This window comes from Candidatus Nitronereus thalassa, assembly GCF_032191465.1.
Taxonomy (GTDB): Bacteria; Nitrospirota; Nitrospiria; order Nitrospirales; family UBA8639; genus Nitronereus; species Nitronereus thalassa.
This window is the reverse complement of sequence record NZ_JAQOUE010000001.1, coordinates 2,241,503-2,264,740: the sequence shown is the minus strand read 5'-3', so window position 1 is coordinate 2,264,740 and position 23,238 is coordinate 2,241,503. Positions and strand designations below refer to the sequence as shown.

The following is a 23,238-nucleotide window of genomic DNA, read 5'->3' as shown; positions in this document are numbered from 1 at the left end:
CATCACGGATCCCGTTAGGTTTTCTTAAGACTTTTTAAATGGATTGGCTCCTGCCGAAGGCCGTCCTACCGAAACATAGTAAAATCCCTGTTCCGCGACTCTCTCCGGTTCATAAACATTTCGAAGATCAATCAGCACTGGTGTCTTGAGCAAGGATTTCATTTGTTCAAGATCCAAGTTTCGGAATTGGTTCCATTCCGTCGCCAAGACGATGGCGTCTGCGCCAGTTGCCGCATCGTAGGCATCTTGGCATCCGATCAAACCTTGGAAGTTCTTTACCGCTTCCTTTTGGCCCTCGGGATCATGGGCACGAACCTTACAGCCTTCCTTCATCAAATGCTCCGCAATTACCAGGGCGGGGGAATCTCGTAAATCGTCCGTATTGGGTTTAAACGACAATCCCAATAACGCGATGGTTTTTCCTTGAACCCCTCCAAGGGCCTCGCGAATTTTATCGACCATCCGACCATGTTGTTGTTCATTGACTCGCTTGGTGGTGGCCGCCAATTTCATTTCATAGCCAGCCTGCTCTCCAATATGAACGAGGGCGGCAGTGTCCTTGCCAAAGCATGATCCACCATACCCCGGGCCGGCATGCAAGAATTTTGACCCAATCCGTTTATCCAACCCCATGGCTTTTGCCACGGTTTGTACATTGCCACCGACCATTTCGCAAAGATTAGCCACTTCGTTGATGAAGGAAATCTTGGTCGCCAAAAACACGTTGGAGGCATATTTAATCATTTCAGCCGTAGGAACATTGGTGACGACCACTGGCGTTTCGAGCAAATAGAGTGGACGATACAAGTCCTTCATAATGGCAGCGGCTTGGTCGCTATCGACGCCAATGACCACGCGATCGGGCCGCATAAAGTCTCCAATGGCTGACCCTTCTCGGAGAAATTCCGGATTCGAGGCCACATCAAAGTTGATCGGGCTGGGCTGATTGGTTTTGATGAGTTCTCGCACACGATTCGCCGTGCCGACGGGGACGGTCGATTTTGTCACCACCACCTTATACCCTGTCATGCGGCTTCCAATGCTCCGAGCGACTTCATCCACATAAGAAAGATCCGCAGAACCATCGGGTCTGGATGGCGTGCCAACGGCAATAAAGATGACTAAGGCGGTATCCAGGGCGGCATTTAAATCCGTGGTAAATTTTAGAGTTCCTGCTTTTCGACCTTTGGCGACTAATTCGGCCAGACCTGGTTCATAAAAGGGAACCTCCCCATTCTCTAATTTCTCAATTCTAGTGGGGTCTACGTCCATGCATGTCACGTGCAACCCAAACTCTGCAAAGCAAGCCCCGGTGACTAATCCGACATACCCAGTTCCAAGAACACTAATATGCATGGCAACCTCTTAAAAAAGTGGAGAGAGTGATAAAAATGTACAATTTTCAATATTCAATCAGCTGAGAGTGACGCTCTTAGAGTCCCATCAGGGCAGGACTAAGTCAATGCCTTGGGAAAGCTGAGCAGGAACTCGCATCCAACTGGTAAATCGGCATCAGCAGGTCGGATCTTTAGGCAAACGGTATCTACAAGTAGTAACGGCCTAATGGGTTTGTGTAGGCTTGACAGGGTATTATACGGAAACTAGAATCGAATTCTACCTATTTTCTGGAGAGCGGGAATAGCTCAGTGGTAGAGCATCGCCTTGCCAAGGCGAGGGTCGAGGGTTCAAATCCCTTTTCCCGCTCCAAATCCTTTCCCAACAATTTCCCACTTCACATTGCTGTCAGGAAACTTTCGCTATTTCTTCGTTTGTTTTTGGGTATGCTGTTTCAGAATAGAGGAATTCTGGATGAAGGGATTCCCTCGTCCAAATTCCGAGGCCTGTTGAAAGTGTTTGGCTGCCAAATCCGACCGGCCTAGCCGACTATAAGTTAATGCCAAATTATAATGGGCCACCCCAGAGCGAGGATTTTGCGTCAAGGCTTGTTGAAATTTTGACAGGGCGTTATCCATGTTCCCTTGATTGAAATGTTGGACGCCATTGTTCACCGCTTCAGCGCCTTTTGTCCCTGAGAGGGGTTTGATGGCCTGGGCCATAACAGATGAGTTGAGGGCACTGCCTATGGCCAAATATAGAATGCAGATGGTGATCAGTTTTGTAGAATTTTTCATGTGTTCCTCCTCTTCTTCTCTTTAATTTCGGTTTTTTCTGGAAATAATTAAGAATGGGTCTCGGGAGAGGAACTTGGGGGACGGGTAATGGTGTTTTTTTAGGAGTCTGTCAGTTTAGCCTCCAAATGGAATTTCCGAAAATGAAACCTGTGTCGCCATAGGAGTTTTCATGAATATTTCCTCCGCAGTGGAGAACAATCCCGCCCTCATCCTCTTGCAAAACACCATTACAGGCGGTCAGCCGACCAAGTCTTGCCCCGTACAAAGTTAGCGATACCGTGGATATCTCAGATGCATCCAAGCAACTGGCCAAGGCTATAGCCAGCCCTCATTCATAACTAACTGATTTGCTGGTGATTTTACCGATCAGGGATGAGAATAAGGCACCAGGGTGGTGCCTCTTCACTCATCTGCGAGAATTGCTTGGCGGTAAAGCTGGCAGGCATATCTGAAAATACCGCACCGCGTCGAACTTCAACATAACGAAATCGGAATCCCGATGCGCCAGGCATCCGCGGAGTCAACACCTGCGGTAATCGAACTCTTAACGGTATCAGGTTGGATAGGTCGCAGCGCTCGCCCTCGTTTAAGGAGGATAGCGATTCGTAGACCTGCTTGAAAATTGTCGGCAGGTTCTCCTCAGTAAAGATGATGTTTGAAGGTCGCATGGCCTCATTGTCGACGAGTTGAGCCAAAATCTCCCAAAACACTTCTGCGTCAATAGCTGAGAGGATACAGAGTTGACCCTGGCGAAAAAGAACATCCAGCAGGGCGAGGGGGCCGCGAATGGCAAATTTCCAGGAAGGAAAGGTCAGGGTTCGTCCTCGGTGCTTGACCTCTAAAGCTTCCTCTCCATCTATCCGGACTGTTTTGAATTCGCCTTTCGTCTGCTGGAGGTGCTGTTCGATGGTGTGCTGCGATACGCGGGTAGGTTCATAGGCGAAAGTCGGTGTGGCAGGTGCATGGCAGGTGACGACCGAATAGGTCGTGAGGCGTTCGCGGGAGGTGCTGAGATCAAGCATATCCTTCGCTCCCCAAAATCGAAAATTGAGGTGCTCGGGAGAAATTTTGGCCAATCGAGTGAGGCGCTCCGGGTTGGCATGGTAGACTCCTCCCAGCTGAGAACCTGGCTGGAGACGATCCAGGGCGTGGAGTGTTAGCGATTTCTTGGAATTGTGAAGTTGGGGAAGGTACTGTTCCGTGAGTTCTTCTTCAAACGATAAATCTCCAGCGCCCAGGTCCAGCAGAGAGGGTTGATCGGTCTCAAGAAGCCAGTCGTAGGGATTGGGATGGGCTCGAACAAATGCCTCCAGTTTTGCTGAATCAACTATTGAAAGCTTTTGAACAACAAAACCAAACAATACACACAGTGCTCGAATAGCTTTGGTTGGGGGAAGGCCCGTTAATTCCCTGAAAGTGTCGGTAGATGCCTTCGTTTTTGGAGTGGGTGTTTTTAAGGACTGAAGCGCAGCGATTAACCTCTCTTGGATCGATGAAGGGTAGGCATTCTGAGAAAGGTGTTCTGTCAATCGGTCAAGGGTTGTTGGTAGTACCCTCGGTTCAACCAGTTTTCTTGTGAGTTCCCACCCCACAGGGTCTTCAGACTTTGCTTGTTTTACCTGGTGACGGAACTGGCTGAATTCCTCATGGAGGCTAGTCGTAAAAATATTCAGGGAAGATTCACGTGTCACGATTGGAGACTAGCGATCGATTTGATCCTGCGTCAAGCGCGAAATCCCTCATCAGTTGCGGCAGAATTGGGGCTATGTTACACCATTTCCATGGTGTTCGCCTCTCTTCGGTATGCCAAACCCCCGTTCGTCTCCCTTGTCCTCCTGGCCGGCGTTTTGTTGGTGACCACCGCCTGTGCCACCCCCCAATCCTCTCCTAAATACCAAGAAGGGCAAATCATTGCCGTTGCCCAAGACACCGTCCTAACCATTGCCGATCTGCGCCCCGTCCTACGAAAAGCAGACGTGATATATATCGGAGAAACCCACTATACGCCCTCTCACCTCGATGCGGCGATTCAGGTGCTGCAAATCGTTCTTGATGAAGGACGCACACCTATTTTGGGAATGGAAATGTTTAGCTGGGATGGACAATCCGGTATTGATCGTTACCTGAAGGGAGACATCGCCACCGTCGACCAATTTTTGACCGAATCTCATTGGAAGGATAACTGGGGTGGAAAATATGAAGACTATTCTCCCCTTGTGGATTTCGCCAAAACCCATCAATTCAGGTTATTGGGCCTCAATCCGCCTCGTCCTTTTGTGAGGAAAGTGGCGCAGAATGGATTAATGGGAATCGGGGCTGATCCGGTGTTGCAACAATGGAATTTTCCCGATCCATTTCCAGCGGACGACCCCGAATATCGCCGTGTTATTTACGACCAAATTGAAAAATGTCATGGTGGAATGAAACCAGAAGTGTATCAGAAAATTTATGAAGCCTCGGTCTTTCGGGATGAAGGGATGGCATCCGTGATTGCCACCACGATGTCAAAAGAGGGCGTAGGTCGCCCTCAGACTTTTGTCAGTTACACTGGGGCAGGACATATTCAATATGGGCTCCCGATTCCCAAACGGGTTCAACGACAAATGGGGGGTACGCTGAAGCAGGTCACCTTGTATTTGCATGCTCTAGACCCTGAGTACCCCGAGGATGTTGAATATTTGATCAACGAAAATATTGCAGATTTCGTATGGCTGACGACTTTGGGACCGCAGGGGCGTCAACCTCGTTGTGGTGAATAGATTGATTGGTGAAAGGTCTCCGTATTACGTCGCTGGTATGTCGTATCTCGTAAAAAACGAAATGCCGAATGCGAGATACGAGCGATGATATACGAATAACGAAATGATGAACTGTAGGAGGGCTGAATGGGTGATCCAGTGATTATTGCGCAACGTACGCCGTATGTGATGGAAATGGAGCCGGGCAAGTATTATTGGTGCCGGTGTGGGCGGTCACAAACGCAACCATTTTGTGATGGATCTCATACCGGAACCGAGCATTCCCCTGTGGAAGTTGAGCTCACAGAAACCAAGCGAGTGGCCTGGTGCGGCTGTAAACATACGAAAAAGCCTCCTTTTTGTGATGGGTCCCATTCTCATTTGGATGATTAGACAATAATGGAAGAGAAATTTCTCTTGCGTAATACCAAGGAATTTTTATAAAATCTTCTTTCAGTTGGGCCTTGGAATGAAATTTTTGATTTTTAGAAAATAATGCATAGGAGGGTCTGGGAATGAAAAAGACAATTCAGGGATTGTTGACTGGAGCGTTACTCTTGGCCGGAACCACGCCCGCGTTGGCCAATGCGCCAGGCGGAGGGTATGAAGGTATTACCGCCATGTATTATGGCATTATTGCCGTCATTCTTGGTTATGGAGCCTACGACATTTTCTTTAAAAGCGAGTAATCTTCTCCAAAAGACCTTTCACAGAGAGAAAACCCCTGGTTACATGGAAGTAAAGTAGCCAGGGGTTTTTTGTGCCACGAATAATAGGTCCAATATCCTAAGTCAGAAATCGTGGGAATCCAGTAACGGTACCAATGCTTCCATGACCGTATCGGCGACAATTTCATATCCCGCTGCGGTGGGATGAATGCCATCGGCTTGATTGAGACCTGGTTTGGCTGCGACACCTTCCAGCAAAAAGGGAATCAGTGTGACGTCATATTCCCGAGCTAATCGTTCAAAAATTGCTTCAAAGCCTCGGGTATAGTCCAGCCCATAATTGGGCGGGATTTTCATGCCCGCCAAAACCACCTGGGTATTCGCTTCTCGAAGACGGGTGATGATTTCCTGTAAATTTGAGTATGTGGTACCCAGAGGATGTCCACGTAAGGCATCGTTTGCACCCAATTCAACAATCACAATTCTGGGCTGGCTTTTGAGGACCCAATCCAATCGGCGCAATCCGCCAGCGGTGGTGTCTCCGCTCACCCCAGCGTTTATCACCCGATAATGAAACCCCGCTTGCTCAAGGCGTTCCTGAAGTTTGGATGGATAGGATTGGTCCGGCGAGACGCCAAGCCCCGCTGTCAAACTGTCCCCCAAGGCCACGATTCTGGGGAATCCTGGAGAAGCGCTGGGTGGCATGTTAGAGTTTGTAGGTTCAAACGTATGATTGGGGGGTGGAGCTTCCTGGGGGAGAGAGGGTTCTTGGGTGTCACACCCACTCAAATGGGGCAGAAGACCCAATGCCAATGTCAGCACCAGAACAGGAAATTTTATCCTGAACAGGAAACACGGTTTGCTGAAAACCGACGTGAAAGTTGCCATACGGTATAATAATAACCTTTCAGTAAGGTTTTTCAATTATGAAAGAAAGCCTTTTACATGATCCATGTTGATAGTCTTAACATGCAACTTCGGGCTGGTGGGCAAGTGGTATCCATTCTTAAAGGGATTACCTTTGATGTGCCTGCGAAGCAGATAATGGCCATTGTCGGGCCGTCGGGGAGTGGAAAGTCGACCTTGCTGGGTCTTTTGGCTGGGTTGGATAAACCTACCTCGGGATCAATTCAATTAAATGGGCAAGAGATCACAACTTGTACCGAGTACGAGCTAGCCCATTTTCGGCGTAAACATATTGGGTATATTTTCCAATCCTTCCATCTTATTCCTACCCTGACGGCTCTAGAAAATGTCGCGCTTCCCCTAGAATTAAGTGGGGATTCGTCTGCGAATACGCGTGCGCAGGAATTGTTAGAAGCCGTTGGATTGCAAGACCGCCAGGGGCATTACCCTACGCAACTTTCAGGCGGTGAGCAGCAGAGAGTGGCTGTCGCCCGTGCGTTTTCTTGCCGTCCTCCGATCCTTTTAGCTGATGAACCCACCGGGAATTTAGATAGTGCCACTGGGCAGAAAGTGATAGACCTCCTGCTGAATCTGAACCGCGACCAGGGAAGCACCCTGGTGTTGGTCACACATGATTCCACCCTTGCAGCCCGGACCGAACGAATCATCGCCTTGCATGATGGTGCGATTTCGTCGGATCAATCCGTGAGTTCGTAGTTAACTATGAGTTATCGCTTCCTCCCTATTTCCCTCAAAATGGCTTGGCGAGAAACACGCGGCAGTTGGCATCAATTTGTGTTTTTTTTGGTGTGCGTGGCGATTGGTGTTGGGTCGGTGGTGGGAGTGGATCTCTTTGCCACGAATGTAGAACGCATGATTTTGGGAGATGCGCGAAGTCTGTTAGGGGGAGATTTAGAAATTCGGCTGGCCCGTCCATTGGACGAATCCGGAGAGACCGTCCTGGCATCGATAAGAGATAGGAAAATTGAGGTCACGCACGTCCGAGAATTGGTTGGCATGTCAGCAGTGCAGGAAAAAGTGAGGGCTGATGGTCTGACCGAAAATCCAACCTTTCCTTCGACACAATTGGTTGAAATCAAGGCGGTTGAGCCGAACTATCCGCTGTATGGCCAGGTAGAGGTGGCTCCCAAGCAACCATTACATGCTTTACTTTCCTCTTCTTCCTCCTGCCCCACGAAACCTTGCTTCGGCATTGTGGTACAGGACTCGTTATTGATCACGTTGGGAAAGGAAGTTGGTTCGTCTATCAAAATCGGTCAGGCCTGGTTCGAAATTCGTGGAGTGTTGCTTAAAGAACCGGACCGTGTGGCCAGCGCCTTTAGCCTGGGGCCTCGCGTGATTATTTCCGTGGAAGCCTTGGAGGCCACGGAGTTAGTGCAAGTTGGCAGCCGTATTCGCCAACGATATCTCCTGCGAGTACCAGAGTCGATAATCCTTGGCTCACTTCAAGGTGAGTTGCAGGGACGGTTAGCCAAAGAAGGAGCCCGCGTATCGTCCTTCCGTGAAGCACAGCCGCGCATTAGAAAATTTTTGGAACAACTCACGACCTATTTAGGGCTGATCGGACTAACAGCATTATTCGTCGGTGGGATTGGCATTGCTTGTACGATTCACGGGTTCATGAAACAAAAGATGACGACCGTGGCCATCCTCAAAACTTTGGGCGCGGATGCCGGGATAATCATGCGTGCCTACCTTGGCCAAAGTGTGTTGATGGGGGGCCTTGGGAGTCTGATTGGCGCCATGTTGGGTATCGGGTTGCAAATGGCCATTCCCTTGTTACTTGGTGGACTCATTCCCGTGGCCGTGACTAGCACGGTGACATGGTCGCCTTTGGCCAAGGGGTTGGTTTTAGGAGTGGCGACGACACTTCTGTTTACCCTATGGCCATTACTGACCATTCGAACTGTCCCTCCGGCGCTGGTGTTAAGGCGTGAAGTTGAAAAAGGAAATGCGGTGGTTCAACAAGGATCTTTTTGGAGAAACGCTTGGATCGTTCTGGTCGCGTTCTGGAAAGATCGTCAGCGGCTGGTGACCAGTGTTGTGATTGGCCTTGGACTCATGCTCCTTGCCATGTGGCAAGCGCGATCTGTAACCCTTGGCTTCGTATTTATTCTAGCCTTTGCCGCGGCATTAGTTGTTCTCCAGTTTGGGGCGCGTCTGATGCTGAAGGGATTACGAATGTTACCTCGACCCCAATCCTTTACCGTTCGGCAAGCATTAGGGAGTGTGCAACGACCAGGGAATTATACCCTGGGAATGGCGGTGGCCATCGGTGTCGGCGTGATGGTCATCGTCACGGTGGCATTGGTAAAAGCATCCTTACTGACGTCGATTGGGGATCGCATTCCTGAAGATGCGCCCACATTCTTCTTTATTGATATTCAGCCCGACCAGAAAGAAACGTTTGAGCAGATCATTCGCGCCCAAACCCCAACCGCAACCTACAAACTGACTCCCGTCGTTCGTTCACGCATCGGCGCGATCGATGGAAAACCGGTCGATCCAGAAGAACATAAGGGTAAACGTAATGGGTGGTATTTTACTCGGGAATATGTCTTGACTGCGTTGGCCGAACTTCCTGAAGACAACACGGTGGTCAAGGGGCAATGGTGGTCCACCGACCCAAGCGACAAACCTTCTGCCAGCATAGGGTCTTTTCCCATTCGCATGTCTGTGGAAGACGAAGCTGCCAAAAATCTTGGTTTGGATTTAGGCACGACGGTGGAGTTTAATATTCAGGGAACGCCTTTGCCAACCATCGTGGAAAGTACCCGAAAGGTAGATTGGGGAAGTTTTTCCACGAACTTTTTTATGATTCTTGGCCCGGGGGCTCTCGAGGGCGCGCCGATGACCTATATCTCCACGGCTAAAGTGAGCCCTGCAGAAGAAGTGCCGCTGCAGCAAGCATTAGTTCGTGCCTTGCCTAATGTCACCGCCATTAAGATTGGTGATGTGCTGGCCAATGTCGCGCGGCTGTTAGAGCAACTGGCGTGGGCTATTCAAGGAATGGCGTTCCTAAGTATTATCAGCGGGGCGGTGGTGATGGTGGCTGCGTTATCTTCGACGCGTTACCGTCGGCTTTATGAATCCGCAATTCTCAAAGCCATCGGCGGTACACGGCAGATTATTGTGCAAGCCTTCGCCATTGAATTTGCCGTGGTGGGTGGTTTGGCCGGCCTCATCGGCCTAGGTCTTGCCAGTGCCCTCTCCTGGGCCATCCTTTATTTTTTCTTGGATCTGACTTGGGCGTTTCAACCCTCAATCCTGGGATGGGCCCTCTTCGCCACGATTGGACTAGCTGTGATCGTTGGCTTCCTCAGCACCTTCCGCGTTTTGGGTGAGCCGCCCCTAGTGGTGTTGAGACAAGAATAAAATTTCAAAATTTTTGGCGCCTGGTCCCAAAAATCTACACCTTAAATTCATAGAACTGCAATTTTTTTACTAAAAATTTCACGAATAACCATATTTAGTACTTATTAATCACTAAATACATAAAATAACTCTACATATAGAAAAACTGGATAGTAATATTTTTCTCTAGTATACTTCATAAGGAAAGGAAAATGCACTATCGTTTCCTTGCTGAAATTCTTAAGAAAGGATCCTTTCCTAAATGTCAGATCAAGTGGAAAGAAATCGTTTGGGGGACCTTGTCATAACAACGATTGCCAATGAGACCGTTCGTGCATTTGTCCCACCCCAACTGCCTCCAAACCCACCGATCAGATTATACGACCTTTATGGTCTTTTGGACGAATCAAACCAGGCACTTGGTCGTCTTGATGGGTTAACGTCGATCCTCCCAGATACTCCTTTGTTCTTATACATGTATGTCCGCAAGGAAGCGATCTTGTCCTCCCAGATCGAAGGAACGCAATCATCATTGTCGGATTTGCTGTTATTCGAAAGCAACGAATCCCCAGGAGTGCCATTGAATGACGTACAAGAGGTCTCTAATTATGTCGCCGCAATGTACCATGGCCTTAAACGCCTGAGGGAGGGATTCCCATTGTCACTAAGGTTAATGCGCGAGATTCATGAAGTTCTTCTTTCAAAAGGACGAGGAAGCACGAAGCAGCCAGGAGAATTTAGGCAAAGCCAAAATTGGATCGGTGGCACAAGACCAGGGAATGCGATGTTTGTGCCACCACCACATGATCAGGTAATGGCCTGTATGGGAGATTTGGAGAAATTCATCTATACAGCTACTCCCCAACTTCCATTGCTGGTCAAAGCAGGGTTAATACATGTGCAGTTTGAAACGATTCACCCTTTTTTAGACGGGAACGGACGACTGGGCCGTTTGCTAATTACATTTTTGTTATGTGCTGAAGGTGCGCTCAAAGAACCTCTCTTGTATTTAAGTTTGTTTTTTAAAAACAAAAGGCAGCAATATTATGATCTGTTGCAGCGTGTCAGGCAGGAGGGGGATTGGGAATCATGGCTTGAGTTTTTTCTCACTGGTGTTAAGGAAACCTCCGATCAAGCAGCGGAGACAGCAAAATTGATTCTTTCTCTATTCGAAAAGGATCGGTTGCTTATAGAAAATTTGGGGCGACCGGCGGCATCGGCTCTGCGTGTGCATCAGTATCTTCAATCAAAGCCAATTCTGTCCGTTCCCCGAGCTTCGGAAGAGACAAATTTGTCTTCACCAACCGTACGAAAATCTATTTCACATTTGGAGAAGTTAGGACTGGTCCGGGAAATAACAGGCAAGCAACGGGGGCAAGTATTTGTTTATGACAAATATCTAGAAATCATCAACCAAGGGACCGAGCCGTTATAAATGAGGGCAATTGTTTCACCAATAAACCAGACTTCTTAGATCGTCGTGAGGTAAGAGGCGACGAGCAAGACGGCGAGTGTCATGAGGATAATTGCCTTTTGTAAATTATCTGCACGTGAATATGGGATGAATGCCGGAGGATTGATGGTTTTCTTTTGTGGAGGTGTATGGGGATCGAGGATGAAGTCGTGGATGAGGATGAGGCCGAAGGCAATCACAAAGAGAAACAATTTGAGCATGAGGACTACACCCCACTCCGTTTCAATGCGGGCCGATCCGCTTTCGTTTAGCATTTGATACGAGCCCGTTAGGATCAACGTGATCAAACAGACCCAGGCAAGGGTTCGAAAGCGACGGCCAGCCAATCGGACCATTTCTTTGGTCTTGGGGTCTGGCGGATTTTGGTGTGCAGAAGGGTTCAGTACAAACTGAACGAAGACTAGCCCTCCTATCAGAGTCGTTGCGGCAATCAAATGTATCCACGTAATGAGGTAGTCCGGCATGATGATGAAAAGAATTTCGTTACTTTATTCTCTTAGCCGGACGGTAACCCATGGGCCAGGGGCTAGTCAAAATCGCCTACCCAAAGTCTTCCTGCCGGAGTTTTTTCCTTTTCAGCAACACTAGGACCCTGTATATCACTTCTCCCTCCGTGTTTTGTACACTATAGGTAGATCTTCGTTCCATAGTTTCATATCTGAAGGAGGTTCTCCTATGTCTGAATCCGTAACCATGAGGATTGATGATCAATCCATTGATTTCCCCCTTGCCACGGGAACCGAAGCCGAACGAGTGATAGATATAACCAAATTGCGAGAGCGAACAGGATTGACCGCGTTCGATCCGGGATATGTCAATACCGCTTCTTGCTCGAGCGCCATCACCTTTCTTGAGGGGAATCAAGGCATTCTTCGGTATCGGGGAATTCCTATTGAACAATTGGCAGAACATTCAAATTTTTTGGAAACCGCGTATTTGTTGATATATGGCGAGCTTCCTTCTTCATCGGAATATGAGATATTTGTCCAAACCATCACTCGCCACACCATGCTGCATGAAGATGTGAAACGGTTTTTTGATGGGTTTCCCAAAGACGCGCACCCGATGGCGATACTATCCGCCGTGATAGGCGGGCTTTCTACCTTTTATCAAGATAGCCACGATCCGACTGATCCTCAACAGGTGGAAATTTCCACGCATCGACTGTTGGCGAAAATTCCAACCATTGCGGCCTATTCATACAAAAAGTCCATTGGACAACCCTTTGTGTATCCGGACAATTCACTCGACTATTGTTCGAATTTCCTTCGTATGATGTTTTCGGTTCCTGCTGAACCGTACAAGGCAAATCCTATAGTCGCCAAGGCGCTGAACCTCTTATTTATTCTTCACGCGGACCACGAACAAAATTGTTCCACCTCTACGGTCCGCTTGGTAGGGTCTTCGCATGCCAACCTTTTTGCTTCCGTGTCCGCGGGGGTCTATGCGCTATGGGGACCACGGCATGGCGGGGCGAATCAGCAAGTTATGGATATGCTCAACACCATTCATGCCGACAATGGCAATGTGGAGAAATATGTGGAGATGGCCAAGGATCGTGCACACCCATTCCGCCTGTTCGGGTTTGGCCATCGGGTGTATAAAAATTATGATCCGCGCGCGAAAATTTTAAAGCAAATGTGTGATCAGGTTTTGTCGTCACTAGGCGTGCAAGATCCGTTAGTGGATATCGCCAAACGTCTTGAGGACATTGCCCTGAAGGATGAGTTTTTTATTTCGCACAAACTCTATCCGAATGTCGATTTTTATAGTGGGATCATTTACAAGGCGATTGGCTTTCCCGTGAATATGTTCACGGTCCTTTTTGCGATAGGGCGGTTACCCGGTTGGATTGCCCATTGGCGGGAAATGATGGAGGAATCAAATATGAAAATTGGGCGGCCCCGACAATTGTACACTGGGCGGACACAAACCGAATATGTTCCGATGAAACAACGGAATTAACGCGAGAAGTTGAGGTCAGGGTCGGCAGGTTTTTTGGCGACCAGAAAGGCCTAGGAAGGGAAACGTGTTCCCTTCCCAGAGCTTATCGTTTCATTTCAATAGTGCCGTTAAAAATGACGCCTTCTTCAATGGATAATTGCGGAGTGTTTAGCGACCCGTCCATATTGGCGGATGACAGCAAAAGGACTTTTTCGTTCGCCACAATATCCCCGGTAATCTTGCCTTTGCTAATCACAGACCCAGCGCTGATTTTGGCGGTGATGACGGCTTCCTTACCGACGAGAAGCGTACCTTCGGTATGTAATTCCCCATCGAGTTTTCCATCAATACGGACGCTGCCTTTGTAATTGATGGTCCCTTTGAATTCCACACCCTGACCGATGAAGGCCACGATTTTTTCTTTGCCAAACGCGGCATCCCCGGACATGCGATCACGGGGAAAGTCAGAATAGGGATCGGTTGGAGGGGCGTACATGGTTTGGGGTTCGTCTAATTCAGCGGTAGACATGTGAGATCCTCCTCTATGAATGGAAAGCCCTAATTTCTCGAAATGCTCGTTTTGGAAGAATTCCGAGTGTCAATTATGTTTATCGGTTGTTTTTGAACATTCTTAACCATTTTTTTCCGTTAGAGGGGTATTTTTGCCTTCTTATGGTTGATTTGGTTCAAGGAGATGCCAAGCTGAGGTCAAAACTCTACTTTAGGCGTGGTTTTGGCCTCTTCTCCAATTTCAAAATATTCGGCTTGTTCGACCCCAGCCAAACCGGCATACAATCGTCCTAGCAGTTTGCGGGAAAAAGTATTGAGTGCCCGAACCGCATCGTTATAGCGTTTCCGTTCCACGGCTAGTCGATTCTCCGTGCCTTCCAGTTGATCCTGCAGTTTTAAGAAAGATTGGTCTGATTTTAGGGCTGGATAGGTTTCCCGCAATACCAAGAGACGCGACAGGGCTGATTCAAATCCGCTTGCGGCCCGTGCCTTTTCATTAACGGAATCGGCTTGAAAATACGACTTGCGGGCTTCAGCTACGCCGAGAAAGATTTTTTCCTCTTGACCAGCCACGCCCTTCACCGTTTCCACCAGGTTTGGGATTAACTCAAATCGTCGCTGCAACTGATTTTCCACTTGCGCCCATTGGCTTTTAACGCTTTCGTCGAGAGAGATGGCTTGATTATAGCCATTATAGACAGCACATCCGCCCATCAATCCCAAAACAAGGATGACGGCCAAAATGATTAAGACAATACGTCCTGCACTCACTAAAGCACCTCCCTTATCAAGGATATCTTACCGATTACCTATCCAAAGTACAGCCAAATATTTTGGTGATGATTTTCTTGCCTTAAAAAAAATCTTACCAACTGGCACCACCGCCACCGCCGCCAAAACCACCCCCACCGCCAAAGGATCCACCGCCAAAGCCGCCTCCGAATCCTCCGCCGAACCCACCTATGTGAGAACGTCGGCCGGATAAGCCACCCAAGGCCGATCCCAGCAGCATCCCTTCCACAAGGCCACCGCCACCCCAATTTGAATAATATCGACGACGGCGTCGCAAATTGGAAAATAGCATCACCAGGAAAAACAGCGGGACAATCAATGAGCCGAGAAGAGAGCCATTCCCTCCACTATTGGGTTGATACCGGTAATTGGGGATACCCGTGAGTGTGACTTGTTGCGCATCGGCTACTTGATTTGCGGTAATGACGGCCAATTGGAAAATCCCTTCGGAATACTTCCCCTGCTTAAAAAACTGCGAGGCTACCGCACGAGACAGAGAGCCTGCCCAGGAATCGGGTAAAGTGCCTTCTAGTCCATACCCGGTCTGGATACGGACTTTCCGTTCCTCAAGGGCCAGGACAATGAGCGCACCGTTGTCCTTATCCTTTTGCCCAAGTTGCCAAGATTCGGCATGGCGCTGAGCAAATCCAAAAATATCTTCCCCCTCAGTGGTTTTGACGGTGAGCACTTTTACTTGCGCTGTGGTTTTTTGCTCCAATTCCTTCAGCCAACCCTCTAGTTGACCTTCGGTGGTTGGATCGATTAATCCCGCTTCATCGACGACAAATGTGCCGGGATCATGGATGGACACTTCAGCCCATCCAGGGCTGGCGAGTAATATAAAAAACAGGATTGTCGTGAATCGTGTTGGCAGGGAGAGTTTTACCATCTATCGGCCAGCGTCTTAAGCCCATCAATTTCATGGTAAAGGGTCGTGAAATCGTCCCAGTCGTGTTGCCTGTTGTATGCAAAGGCCTTACGGATTCCCGGTAAAGTGCGATCCGTTTCCTGCTCGATATGCCCGACGACTTGGATGGCTGTCAGAAAATCTTTTGTTCCGTGTAACCAGAGTAATCCTCGCAAAGTTCGGATGAGACGTTCGGCAATATCGGACTCCATGGCACCAAACATTTTTTCGCGTCCTGCGGCAGCCAGGAGGCCTTGCCTCATCGCTATGAGAATGGTTTTTAGTTCCCGTTCACTTTGCAGGCGAATATGGTTGGTATCAAACGACAAATCCTTGAAAAAGTCCGCTCCCATCAGGCAGACGTGGCATTGCTGGATTTCCAGAAATTCCAGGGGAAATGCATCAAGCGATCCTTTTATGTACCCTGGGGTCATAATCAGGGGCGCGGAAATTTTGGCCTTACCCAGCTTGACGCCTTCTTTCGCCAATTCCCTGAGCATTGATAAGTCTATCTGATCGAGGACCACAACGCTTTTGGCCGTGTGTTTAGTTGGATCAAATGCTGGAGTCGCGATCGTTCCAAATGCAGTAATGGCCAGACAATTTGGTCCTCCGAGCTCCTGAACCCTGGCGACAAATGTTTTTACGGGCTCCTGCATGTTTTGAACGATTTGGTCAATATTCACGGCAGCTTGAGTCATTCACATACTCCCTGCGGAAAGGATTGTTCGAGGGCTAATGGCCGTTTAATTTTGGAGGGAACTCTTTTTATCAGGGTAACGTACGGTGGAAGGCCTGGCAAGGGAGTCCCAAGGCGAAGTCACATTCTGGATTTTGAACGAGTCTGGAAATTTTTGGAGAATCAAAATAAATATAGAGGCAAGAAGTGTAGAAGTCCAATTGATTATTTCGCTTTGCCCCTCACGATTTATATGCCCTAGGGGATAGCATATACCATGCGTCGAACGGTGTGGCCTTTATCAGTGAGAAGTTTGACGAGCCCATCTTCACCGACCAGATGCCCAACACCGACAATGACTAAATAGTTTTCTTCTTGGCCTAAAAACGATTCAATTCTTGGGAGCCATTTGAGGTTTCGATCGTGGTAAACTGCTTGATACACTTCTGGTGTGGCCTTCTCTTCTTCAATCATTCGCTCTAACGTTTCCTCATCCCCACGGTGCCAGGCTTCGAGAAGTTGGTTAAGCCGCCGAGTGGCCTGTTTCGCATGTTCACGATTCTTTCCCGCCATGCCCTTTTGACTTTTCAAGATAATGTCATCTAATACGTTCATTTGATAATCTACGCTCTCAAGTCCGAGGATCTGTTTTCCAACAGCTTTGGCTTTCCAGTAAAAATGACGATCCACGCCGAATTTTCCCTCGAAATCTAATTTCATGAGGAGCGCATTTTGCGAAGTGCGAATAGTCGCAAAATTCCTTTTCCGCTTCAGTTGCTTTGATTTTTTTCCGGATAACACCTGATCCAGGTCAACCTCAAACACAATATTGGGAGAATCATAATAGGCATAATAAAACCCACGTGTCAGTGGGTAATACGCCGTGTTCAGCGCATGGATGGAACCTAATAGGTACACAGTATTGGTTTCAGTTTTGATTTCCCAAATCGGTCCGTTGTTATAGCCTTTTCCTATTTTGTGCCCAACTACAGGCGTGGTCCAAAACAAAATTAAAAGGCCGAGAAGTAAAAAACTAACATGCCATCGAAATTGTCGAGTCATCATAATGGTGCTCCATAACGGAAAATTTCCTTCGTGATTGATGCTCGGCTGAACACCAAATGACCTTCTGGGAAGGGACACATGCATTGCCTTCTAGTATCTATACTCGGTTGATTCCCTATACTGTTGAGCGTGTCTGTGTTTGTTTTTTCGTGAGGTCGGAGGAAGTTGTTGGTAATTGGCCTTCTTTTTTTTTGAATGGTACGCGTTGGGATTGGACGAGTGGGAGATTGATTATGTCTTTATTGACTCTGTGTTGCATGGGAGCGGTGAAGTACCTACAATAATCGAAGTCCAGAGAAGCCCAGTTCTTTTTTAAAAGGGGATGCTAATGGCCACTGTGGGACAATTGATGACGAGCCACCTCAGCACTATATCTGAGGAGGCCACGATCAAACAGGCTGCAGTCTATATGCACAACGAACGCATTGGGTCTTTATTGGTGAAGAAGGAGGAGGAATTTTCCGGGATAATTACCGAGACTGATGTCGTTCGTGCCGTGGCGGAGGAAGAGGGAAATATTTCAGGAATTTCTGTGGCTCATGTGATGTCAAAGCCGATTCTATCCGTTGAGAAAAAGCTGTCCCCTCATTACGCTCGTGATTTGATGGCCGACAAGCGTATTCGGCATTTGGCGGTGACCGAGGAGGGAAAAATTGTTGGGATTATTTCGGCGCGCGATCTGCTGGCATATTTTAAAACTGTCTCGAAAGAAATTGCCTGACACGGTTGTGTACTAGGTGGTGCCTACCCCGATTTTCTCCATCACCGATTGTGTAGAGACCAAATTCCGATTCATTCCTAGAGTTTTGGGTTTCATGCCCATAGCCAATCCTAATAACTGGGGCAAGTGTAAGATGGGAAGACCGATCTTCATTCCATTCTGTGTGCCAGCCTTCGATTGTAGTCCATCCAGATTCAAGTGACACAGAGGACAGGGCGTGACCATAAGGTCGGCTCCATGTTCTTTGGCATCCGAGGTGTGGTGAGCCACCATCTTTAACGAATTGGGTTCGTTGATCGTCAGAAGAGGCAGCCCGCAGCACCGAGTTTTACCAGGGAAGTCGACAACCTCCGCACCCAACAAATCGATCACGGTTTCCAGAGATTTAGCACGAGATGGAATTTCGTCAAACCCAAGGGCGTCACTTGGCCGCTGTAAATAACAGCCGTAAAACGGAGCAGCTCGTAGGCCTGTTAGAGATTGTTTCACATGCTGGAGGATCGTGTCTTCTCCAATATCTTCCAGCAGTATCCACACAAAATGTTTGACTGTTGTAGTTCCACGATATGTGATTCCCTCTTTTTCCAGAACCTGATTAATTTCAGCTAAATACGAGGGATTGGACTTGAGCCGATGATTGGCCTGACTCATCACGCCCTGACAGGTGCTGCAAATCGTCATGATGGGGAGCCCCTGCTGTTCGGCCAGAGCCAGGGTATGAGCATTAAGAAGATCACCCAATCGGGGATCTTTTTCTTGCAACACGCCGGCGCCTGTGCAAGAGGCCGTGGTCATTTCTTCAAGCTCAATGCCCAGACGTGGGTAAACCTGCATCACGGATTGGTACAATTCAGGGCAACCACCTTTCGATACACAGCCAGGGAAAAAGGCATATTTCATGAGCGGGTCCTCCAGTGGCGAAAAAGACGACGTATTCGATCAATCCCTGGAATGGCCAAGTGTAATGGACCAGACCTTGGAAGTTTTCCCCGCATCAATGCACGAAGAGTCATAGGAAGATATGACAGCATGTGCCTAATGTTGCCAATCCCGAAGGTTCGCATGGCTAACATGGGTTCATCTAAACGCCCCTTTTGTTCAATAAGATCGGCAAACACCTCGGCATGGCGGGACCCGCAGGTCGAGGGGACATTTTGCTCAATGCCCTTGGCCCGAAGGGTCATGATCCGCTCCATAGCCCCAACATTTTTGGGGCAGACCTCAATACATTCCATACATCGGGTGCAGTCCCACATGCCACTAGGTTGATTCAGGTCCAATAATCTGGAAGCGTTGGCACCATCTCGGGGGTCGGCCACGAATCGATAGGCTTTGGCTAAGGCTGCGGGGCCTAAAAAATCGCGATCGACTTCCAGGGCAGCACAATCCGATACGCAAGCCCCGCACATGATACACCCCATCACACCTGTTAAATGGCTCATCGATTCCGGGGATGCCAAGTACTCAGTCTTGGGTTCAGGTCCACTCGGTTGAAGCCACGGTCGCACGTGTCGAATTTTTTCCCAAAATCCACCCATGTCCGTCACGAGATCTTTGATGACAGGCATGTTGTTCATGGGTTCGATGTGGATAGCCCCATCAAGAGATTCAAGAGACGACACTTTTGTTTTGCAGGCTAATGTGGCATGTCCGTTGATACGCATGCCGCACGAGCCGCAAATCGCTCCTCGGCAAGAACACCGAAGCGTCAACGATTCATCAATCGACTCTCGAATTTTTATGAGGACATCGAGAATCGTATCTGCGCGTTCCGTTTCGAATTCAAAGTCTTGGAAAAAAGGGTGAGGTGATTCGGATTCAGGATTGAAACGTTTTATGCGAAAGGTGGTGGGCATTAGTAAACTCGGACCTGGGGTTCCCATCGCGTAAGGTGAACCGGAAGATAGTCAATATGAGGCTGTCCCTCAGGAGAATGATAAATCAATATATGCTTGAGCCAATGTTCGTCATCTCGTTGAATATAGTCGGCTCGAAAATGCGCCCCTCGGCTTTCGGTCCGTGTAATGGCTCCACGGACGATTGTCTCCGCACAATCTAACATCATACCTAATTCTAATGCTCGAACAAGACTGGTGTTAAACACGCGTCCCTTATCCTGAATACCCACCTGATTCCATCGGTTTCGAAAAAGAGGCAACTTGCATTGTGCGTTTTCCATACCATCCTGATTACGAAACACTCCTAAATAGGAGTTCATCGTAGTTCCAAGGTCTTCACGAATAGCGGCGATGGTATCGGCCCCTGCCCTGCGTTGTAAAAATTCTTTGACCATCTGTTGATCGCTGTCCGCAATAGAAGCGGAGACGTGTGATTCATTGACGGATTGAGAATAGGTTGCCGCACAGGTTCCGGTTCGCCTGCCAAAAACTACGGTATCCAACAGAGAATTTGCTCCCAAACGATTGCCACCATGTAAACTCAAGCAGGCTGTTTCGCCTGCGGCAAATAATCCTGGGACCCCTACCCAAACTCCCTTTCGATCCCAACAACGACCATCCACGTCCGTTTTAATTCCTCCCATGCTGTAATGCATACCTGGCCGGATTGGAATAGGTTCTTCAGTTAAATCAATATTCGCAAAGGTTTTCGCTTCTGCGTAAATTTGACCAAGCCGTTCTTGAATCAATCGTTTGCCCAAATGGCGGCAGTCTAATAACACGCATCCATTGATTCCGCGGCCCTCATTGATTTCAATTTGCTCTGCCCGCGATACGACATCCCGGGAAGCCAATTCCATCATGTTCGGGGCATAGCGCTCCATGAATCGCTCCCCGTCCTTATTGACAAGATAGGCCCCTTCTCCTCGAGCGGCTTCAGTAATCAAAAGACCTTTCCCCTTCAAAGTCGTTGGGTGATACTGCACCATCTCCATATCCATCAAGGGGGCGCCCGCGCGATAAGCAATGGCCATGCCGTCGCCGGTACAAATCATGGCATTCGTGCTAGGTTCAAACACACGACCCAATCCACCAGCGGCGATGATCACGGCCTTGGCCTTGATAAAAGCAAAGGTGCCGGATCGAATTTCAAACGCCACGACTCCAGCACATCGACCGTCGTCATCTCGGACAACAGATGTCGCGAACCATTCCTCAAAGACCGGGAGGTTGGCCTTCATGATTTGTTCGTACAACACATGAAGCATGGCCTGCCCGGTGAAATCCGAAACAAAAAACGTTCGCGCTCGTTTTTGACCGCCAAACCGTCTGGTGCCTAATCGGCCTTCATCGTTTCGATTAAAAATCACCCCCATGTGTTCGAGGGTGAGGATGTCCTGTCCGGCTTCCTCCGCGAGAATTTCGATGGCATCCTGATCACCTAAATAGTCACTTCCCTTCACGGTTTCAAACGCATGATCTTCCCATTGATCTCCACGATCGGTGAGCGCCGCATTAATGCCCCCCTGCGCCGCATTGGAATGGCTCCGCACTGGATGAACTTTGGTTAAAATGGCAACCTTGGCTCCGGCCTCATGCGCAGCTAGGGCCGCCCGCATTCCCGCTAGGCCAGCGCCAAGAACCAGGACGTCATAGGTATATGTAGTGGTCATTACTTAAAAAATTTTCAAATGTCAGAAAAGATCTGCCTGTAAGTTTTCATGTCCTTTTGTATTATATCACGCGAGAAAAATGACAAACTTTTGCAAAGATTCTTCTTTAGGGAGATGGCGAAAAAACTCTGTTTGGGGGGATAACAGTTAACCCATTTCCAACAAATCGTGATCGGGGTTGCGTTCCCTGGCAAAGTTCTTGGACCAAGGCGATCTGAAAAGCACCACAGGGCGATCCTGTTGGTCTTTGACAACCATGGCATCCGAGGGTGGACGAAAGGTATTCACATCCCCGACCAGCCAAGAACTGCATTCAAAGGATAAAGGCTCCAATCGTGTTTCGACTCGATACTCATTCTTCAGACGGAATTGAAGCACGTCAAATTGCAGACGACCGACAGCGGTGACAAAAAATTCCAGCTCATCCAAACTCCTCATCAATTGAATGGTTCCTTCTGCCGCCATCTGTGCCATGCCTTGATCAAAAGCCTTGCGCTTCCCCACATCGGTGGGATGAATCCGTGCAAACACCTCGGCTGGAAATTGCGGGAGGGGTTTGTAATTAAACCCATCTTGCATGGAAATCGTATCACCAATTGCAAATTGTCCAGGATTGATGATGCCAATAATATCGCCGGGATAGGCCATATCCACGGTGTTGCGCTCGCTGGCGACCAGGCTATGCGGGCGAGATAATCGCACCTCGCTTTTCAATCGATGATGTTTCACCACCATGTCACGTTCAAACCGTCCCGAGCAGACACGAAGGAAGGCTGTACTATCACGATGCCGGGGATTCATATTGGCCTGAAGTTTAAAGACATAGGCGCTAAAGGGAGTGTTGATCGGATCGACAACAATTTCTTCTCCATCAGGTCGATCCGCAATGCGTGGTGTGGCTGCGGGTGCCATATCCACAAAGGCATCAAAAAAGTTTTCCACGCCGAAATTGGTCAGTGCGGAAGCAAAGAAGACCGGGGTCACTTCGCCGCGCAAGAATTGTTCTTCGGAAAATGGGTTACCGGCGATTTCGAGTAGCTCCAGATCCTGATGGACTTGCGCGAGGATTTCTTCTTCGATGAGGGAATTGGCTTCCGGGCTGTCCAACGAAATTTCAGTCCTGCTCGCTTTGGCGGCACCTCCGGCAGCCATTTTTTTGAACAGGGAGACCTGCTTGCTTGTTCGGTCGACCACACCGACAAACTGTTGTCCTGAGCCAACGGGCCAGTTCATCGCACTAGCATGAATGCCCAAAACTTCCTCAACTTCAGCCATGAGGTCGAGAGGGGGACGGCCAGGCAAGTCCATTTTATTAATCAGTGTCAGAACCGGGATTTTTCTCAGGCGGCAGACTTCAAACAATTTTCTGGTTTGCGTTTCTACGCCCTTGGCTGCATCGATGACCATGATCGCGCTATCTGCTGCTGTGAGCGTTCGGTATGTGTCTTCACAGAAATCTTGGTGGCCCGGAGTATCCAAGACATTAATTACCGCCCCTTTGTATTTGAACTGCATGGCTGAGGCGGTAATGGAAATCCCGCGTTCCTGTTCCATGCCCATCCAATCTGATGTGGCCGTGGTGGAGCTTTTTCGACTGCCGACCATGCCGGCGGTTCGCACCATGCCAGAATACAGCAATAGTTTTTCCGTGACTGTGGTTTTTCCGGCGTCTGGGTGGCTGATGATGGCAAATGTGCGGCGTTTCTTGGCCTGCGCTCGGACATCGTTTTGTATTTGTGAATCGTATGAAGCCATG

The 23,238-nt window shown here is 48.7% G+C and carries 22 protein-coding genes and 1 tRNA gene; 9 read left to right on the top strand and 14 right to left on the bottom strand.

Annotated elements, in window-relative coordinates; translation table 11 throughout:
- Positions 1 to 24: 24 nt before the first annotated feature.
- The gene (locus PPG34_RS10195) at positions 25 to 1,356 is read right to left on the bottom strand and encodes a UDP-glucose dehydrogenase family protein (RefSeq protein ID WP_313833168.1); all 1,332 of its coding nucleotides are present in this window, start codon (positions 1,354 to 1,356) and stop codon (positions 25 to 27) included.
- Between the two features lie 276 nt (positions 1,357 to 1,632).
- Between PPG34_RS10195 and PPG34_RS10190 the strand changes: the two genes are divergently transcribed.
- Positions 1,633 to 1,707 (top strand) — tRNA-Gly (locus tag PPG34_RS10190).
- Between the two features lie 50 nt (positions 1,708 to 1,757).
- Here the strand turns inward: PPG34_RS10190 and PPG34_RS10185 are convergent.
- On the bottom strand, positions 1,758 to 2,132 hold the full coding sequence (locus PPG34_RS10185) for a tetratricopeptide repeat protein (protein ID WP_313833166.1): 375 nt from the start codon (positions 2,130 to 2,132) through the stop codon (positions 1,758 to 1,760).
- Positions 2,133 to 2,491: 359 nt separating this feature from the next.
- Positions 2,492 to 3,823, bottom strand: a complete 1,332-nt coding sequence (locus tag PPG34_RS10180) for a hypothetical protein (RefSeq protein WP_313833165.1) — start codon at positions 3,821 to 3,823, stop codon at positions 2,492 to 2,494.
- Between the two features lie 21 nt (positions 3,824 to 3,844).
- Here PPG34_RS10180 and PPG34_RS10175 point away from each other — a divergent pair, with 21 nt between their 5' ends.
- From PPG34_RS10175 to PPG34_RS10165, 3 genes are all read left to right on the top strand, one after another.
- Positions 3,845 to 4,891: a ChaN family lipoprotein gene (locus tag PPG34_RS10175; protein ID WP_313833163.1), complete on the top strand. Its 1,047-nt coding sequence runs from the start codon at positions 3,845 to 3,847 to the stop codon at positions 4,889 to 4,891.
- A gap of 126 nt (positions 4,892 to 5,017) precedes the next feature.
- Positions 5,018 to 5,263 (top strand): CDGSH iron-sulfur domain-containing protein, encoded by a 246-nt coding sequence (locus PPG34_RS10170; RefSeq protein WP_313833162.1) that lies wholly within the window; start codon positions 5,018 to 5,020, stop codon positions 5,261 to 5,263.
- A gap of 122 nt (positions 5,264 to 5,385) precedes the next feature.
- The gene (locus tag PPG34_RS10165) at positions 5,386 to 5,559 is read left to right on the top strand and encodes a hypothetical protein (RefSeq protein WP_313833161.1); all 174 of its coding nucleotides are present in this window, start codon (positions 5,386 to 5,388) and stop codon (positions 5,557 to 5,559) included.
- A 102-nt stretch (positions 5,560 to 5,661) separates the two neighbouring features.
- Here the strand turns inward: PPG34_RS10165 and PPG34_RS10160 are convergent, their stop codons facing one another.
- A complete protein-coding gene (locus tag PPG34_RS10160; protein ID WP_313833160.1) occupies positions 5,662 to 6,243 on the bottom strand; it encodes an arylesterase in 582 nt (193 codons plus the stop codon).
- A 240-nt stretch (positions 6,244 to 6,483) separates the two neighbouring features.
- On the opposite strand from PPG34_RS10160, the gene PPG34_RS10155 reads away from it, so the two are divergent.
- From PPG34_RS10155 to PPG34_RS10145, 3 genes are all read left to right on the top strand, one after another.
- Positions 6,484 to 7,161, top strand: coding sequence for an ABC transporter ATP-binding protein (locus PPG34_RS10155; protein WP_313833159.1), 678 nt, complete (start codon positions 6,484 to 6,486; stop codon positions 7,159 to 7,161).
- Between the two features lie 6 nt (positions 7,162 to 7,167).
- Complete coding sequence (locus tag PPG34_RS10150) at positions 7,168 to 9,840, top strand: ABC transporter permease (RefSeq protein ID WP_313833158.1); 2,673 nt, start codon at positions 7,168 to 7,170, stop codon at positions 9,838 to 9,840.
- 241 nt (positions 9,841 to 10,081) lie between these two features.
- Positions 10,082 to 11,254 (top strand): Fic family protein, encoded by a 1,173-nt coding sequence (locus tag PPG34_RS10145; protein WP_313833157.1) that lies wholly within the window; start codon positions 10,082 to 10,084, stop codon positions 11,252 to 11,254.
- A 35-nt stretch (positions 11,255 to 11,289) separates the two neighbouring features.
- Here the strand turns inward: PPG34_RS10145 and PPG34_RS10140 are convergent, their stop codons facing one another.
- A complete protein-coding gene (locus tag PPG34_RS10140) occupies positions 11,290 to 11,757 on the bottom strand; it encodes a DUF2269 family protein (protein ID WP_313833155.1) in 468 nt (155 codons plus the stop codon).
- A 211-nt stretch (positions 11,758 to 11,968) separates the two neighbouring features.
- Between PPG34_RS10140 and PPG34_RS10135 the strand changes: the two genes are divergently transcribed.
- Positions 11,969 to 13,258 (top strand): citrate synthase, encoded by a 1,290-nt coding sequence (locus tag PPG34_RS10135; protein ID WP_313833154.1) that lies wholly within the window; start codon positions 11,969 to 11,971, stop codon positions 13,256 to 13,258.
- An 82-nt stretch (positions 13,259 to 13,340) separates the two neighbouring features.
- On the opposite strand, the gene PPG34_RS10130 is transcribed toward PPG34_RS10135, so the two are convergent.
- The 5 genes from PPG34_RS10130 to PPG34_RS10110 all read right to left on the bottom strand — a co-directional run bounded on the left by PPG34_RS10130 (position 13,341) and on the right by PPG34_RS10110 (position 17,190).
- Positions 13,341 to 13,766, bottom strand: coding sequence for a bactofilin family protein (locus tag PPG34_RS10130; RefSeq protein ID WP_313833153.1), 426 nt, complete (start codon positions 13,764 to 13,766; stop codon positions 13,341 to 13,343).
- Between the two features lie 179 nt (positions 13,767 to 13,945).
- Entirely contained in the window at positions 13,946 to 14,518 is a 573-nt protein-coding gene (locus PPG34_RS10125) for a LemA family protein (RefSeq protein WP_313833151.1), read from the bottom strand.
- 94 nt (positions 14,519 to 14,612) lie between these two features.
- A complete protein-coding gene (locus PPG34_RS10120) occupies positions 14,613 to 15,428 on the bottom strand; it encodes a TPM domain-containing protein (protein WP_313833150.1) in 816 nt (271 codons plus the stop codon).
- The gene (locus tag PPG34_RS10115; RefSeq protein WP_313833149.1) at positions 15,422 to 16,147 is read right to left on the bottom strand and encodes a hypothetical protein; all 726 of its coding nucleotides are present in this window, start codon (positions 16,145 to 16,147) and stop codon (positions 15,422 to 15,424) included. The genes PPG34_RS10120 and PPG34_RS10115 overlap by 7 nt, the downstream gene beginning before the upstream one ends.
- 236 nt (positions 16,148 to 16,383) lie before the next feature.
- Positions 16,384 to 17,190 (bottom strand): TraB/GumN family protein, encoded by an 807-nt coding sequence (locus PPG34_RS10110; RefSeq protein WP_313833148.1) that lies wholly within the window; start codon positions 17,188 to 17,190, stop codon positions 16,384 to 16,386.
- Positions 17,191 to 17,518: 328 nt separating this feature from the next.
- On the opposite strand from PPG34_RS10110, the gene PPG34_RS10105 reads away from it, so the two are divergent.
- On the top strand, positions 17,519 to 17,911 hold the full coding sequence (locus PPG34_RS10105) for a CBS domain-containing protein (RefSeq protein WP_313833147.1): 393 nt from the start codon (positions 17,519 to 17,521) through the stop codon (positions 17,909 to 17,911).
- A 12-nt stretch (positions 17,912 to 17,923) separates the two neighbouring features.
- Here the strand turns inward: PPG34_RS10105 and PPG34_RS10100 are convergent, their stop codons facing one another.
- The 4 genes from PPG34_RS10100 to PPG34_RS10085 all read right to left on the bottom strand — a co-directional run bounded on the left by PPG34_RS10100 (position 17,924) and on the right by PPG34_RS10085 (position 23,237).
- A complete protein-coding gene (locus PPG34_RS10100) occupies positions 17,924 to 18,811 on the bottom strand; it encodes a CoB--CoM heterodisulfide reductase iron-sulfur subunit B family protein (protein ID WP_313833146.1) in 888 nt (295 codons plus the stop codon).
- Positions 18,808 to 19,767 (bottom strand): succinate dehydrogenase/fumarate reductase iron-sulfur subunit, encoded by a 960-nt coding sequence (locus PPG34_RS10095; RefSeq protein WP_313833145.1) that lies wholly within the window; start codon positions 19,765 to 19,767, stop codon positions 18,808 to 18,810. The genes PPG34_RS10100 and PPG34_RS10095 overlap by 4 nt, the downstream gene beginning before the upstream one ends.
- On the bottom strand, positions 19,767 to 21,482 hold the full coding sequence (locus PPG34_RS10090; RefSeq protein WP_313833144.1) for an FAD-binding protein: 1,716 nt from the start codon (positions 21,480 to 21,482) through the stop codon (positions 19,767 to 19,769). The genes PPG34_RS10095 and PPG34_RS10090 overlap by 1 nt, the downstream gene beginning before the upstream one ends.
- A gap of 147 nt (positions 21,483 to 21,629) precedes the next feature.
- Entirely contained in the window at positions 21,630 to 23,237 is a 1,608-nt protein-coding gene (locus PPG34_RS10085) for a peptide chain release factor 3 (RefSeq protein WP_313833142.1), read from the bottom strand.
- Position 23,238: the final 1 nt, after the last annotated feature.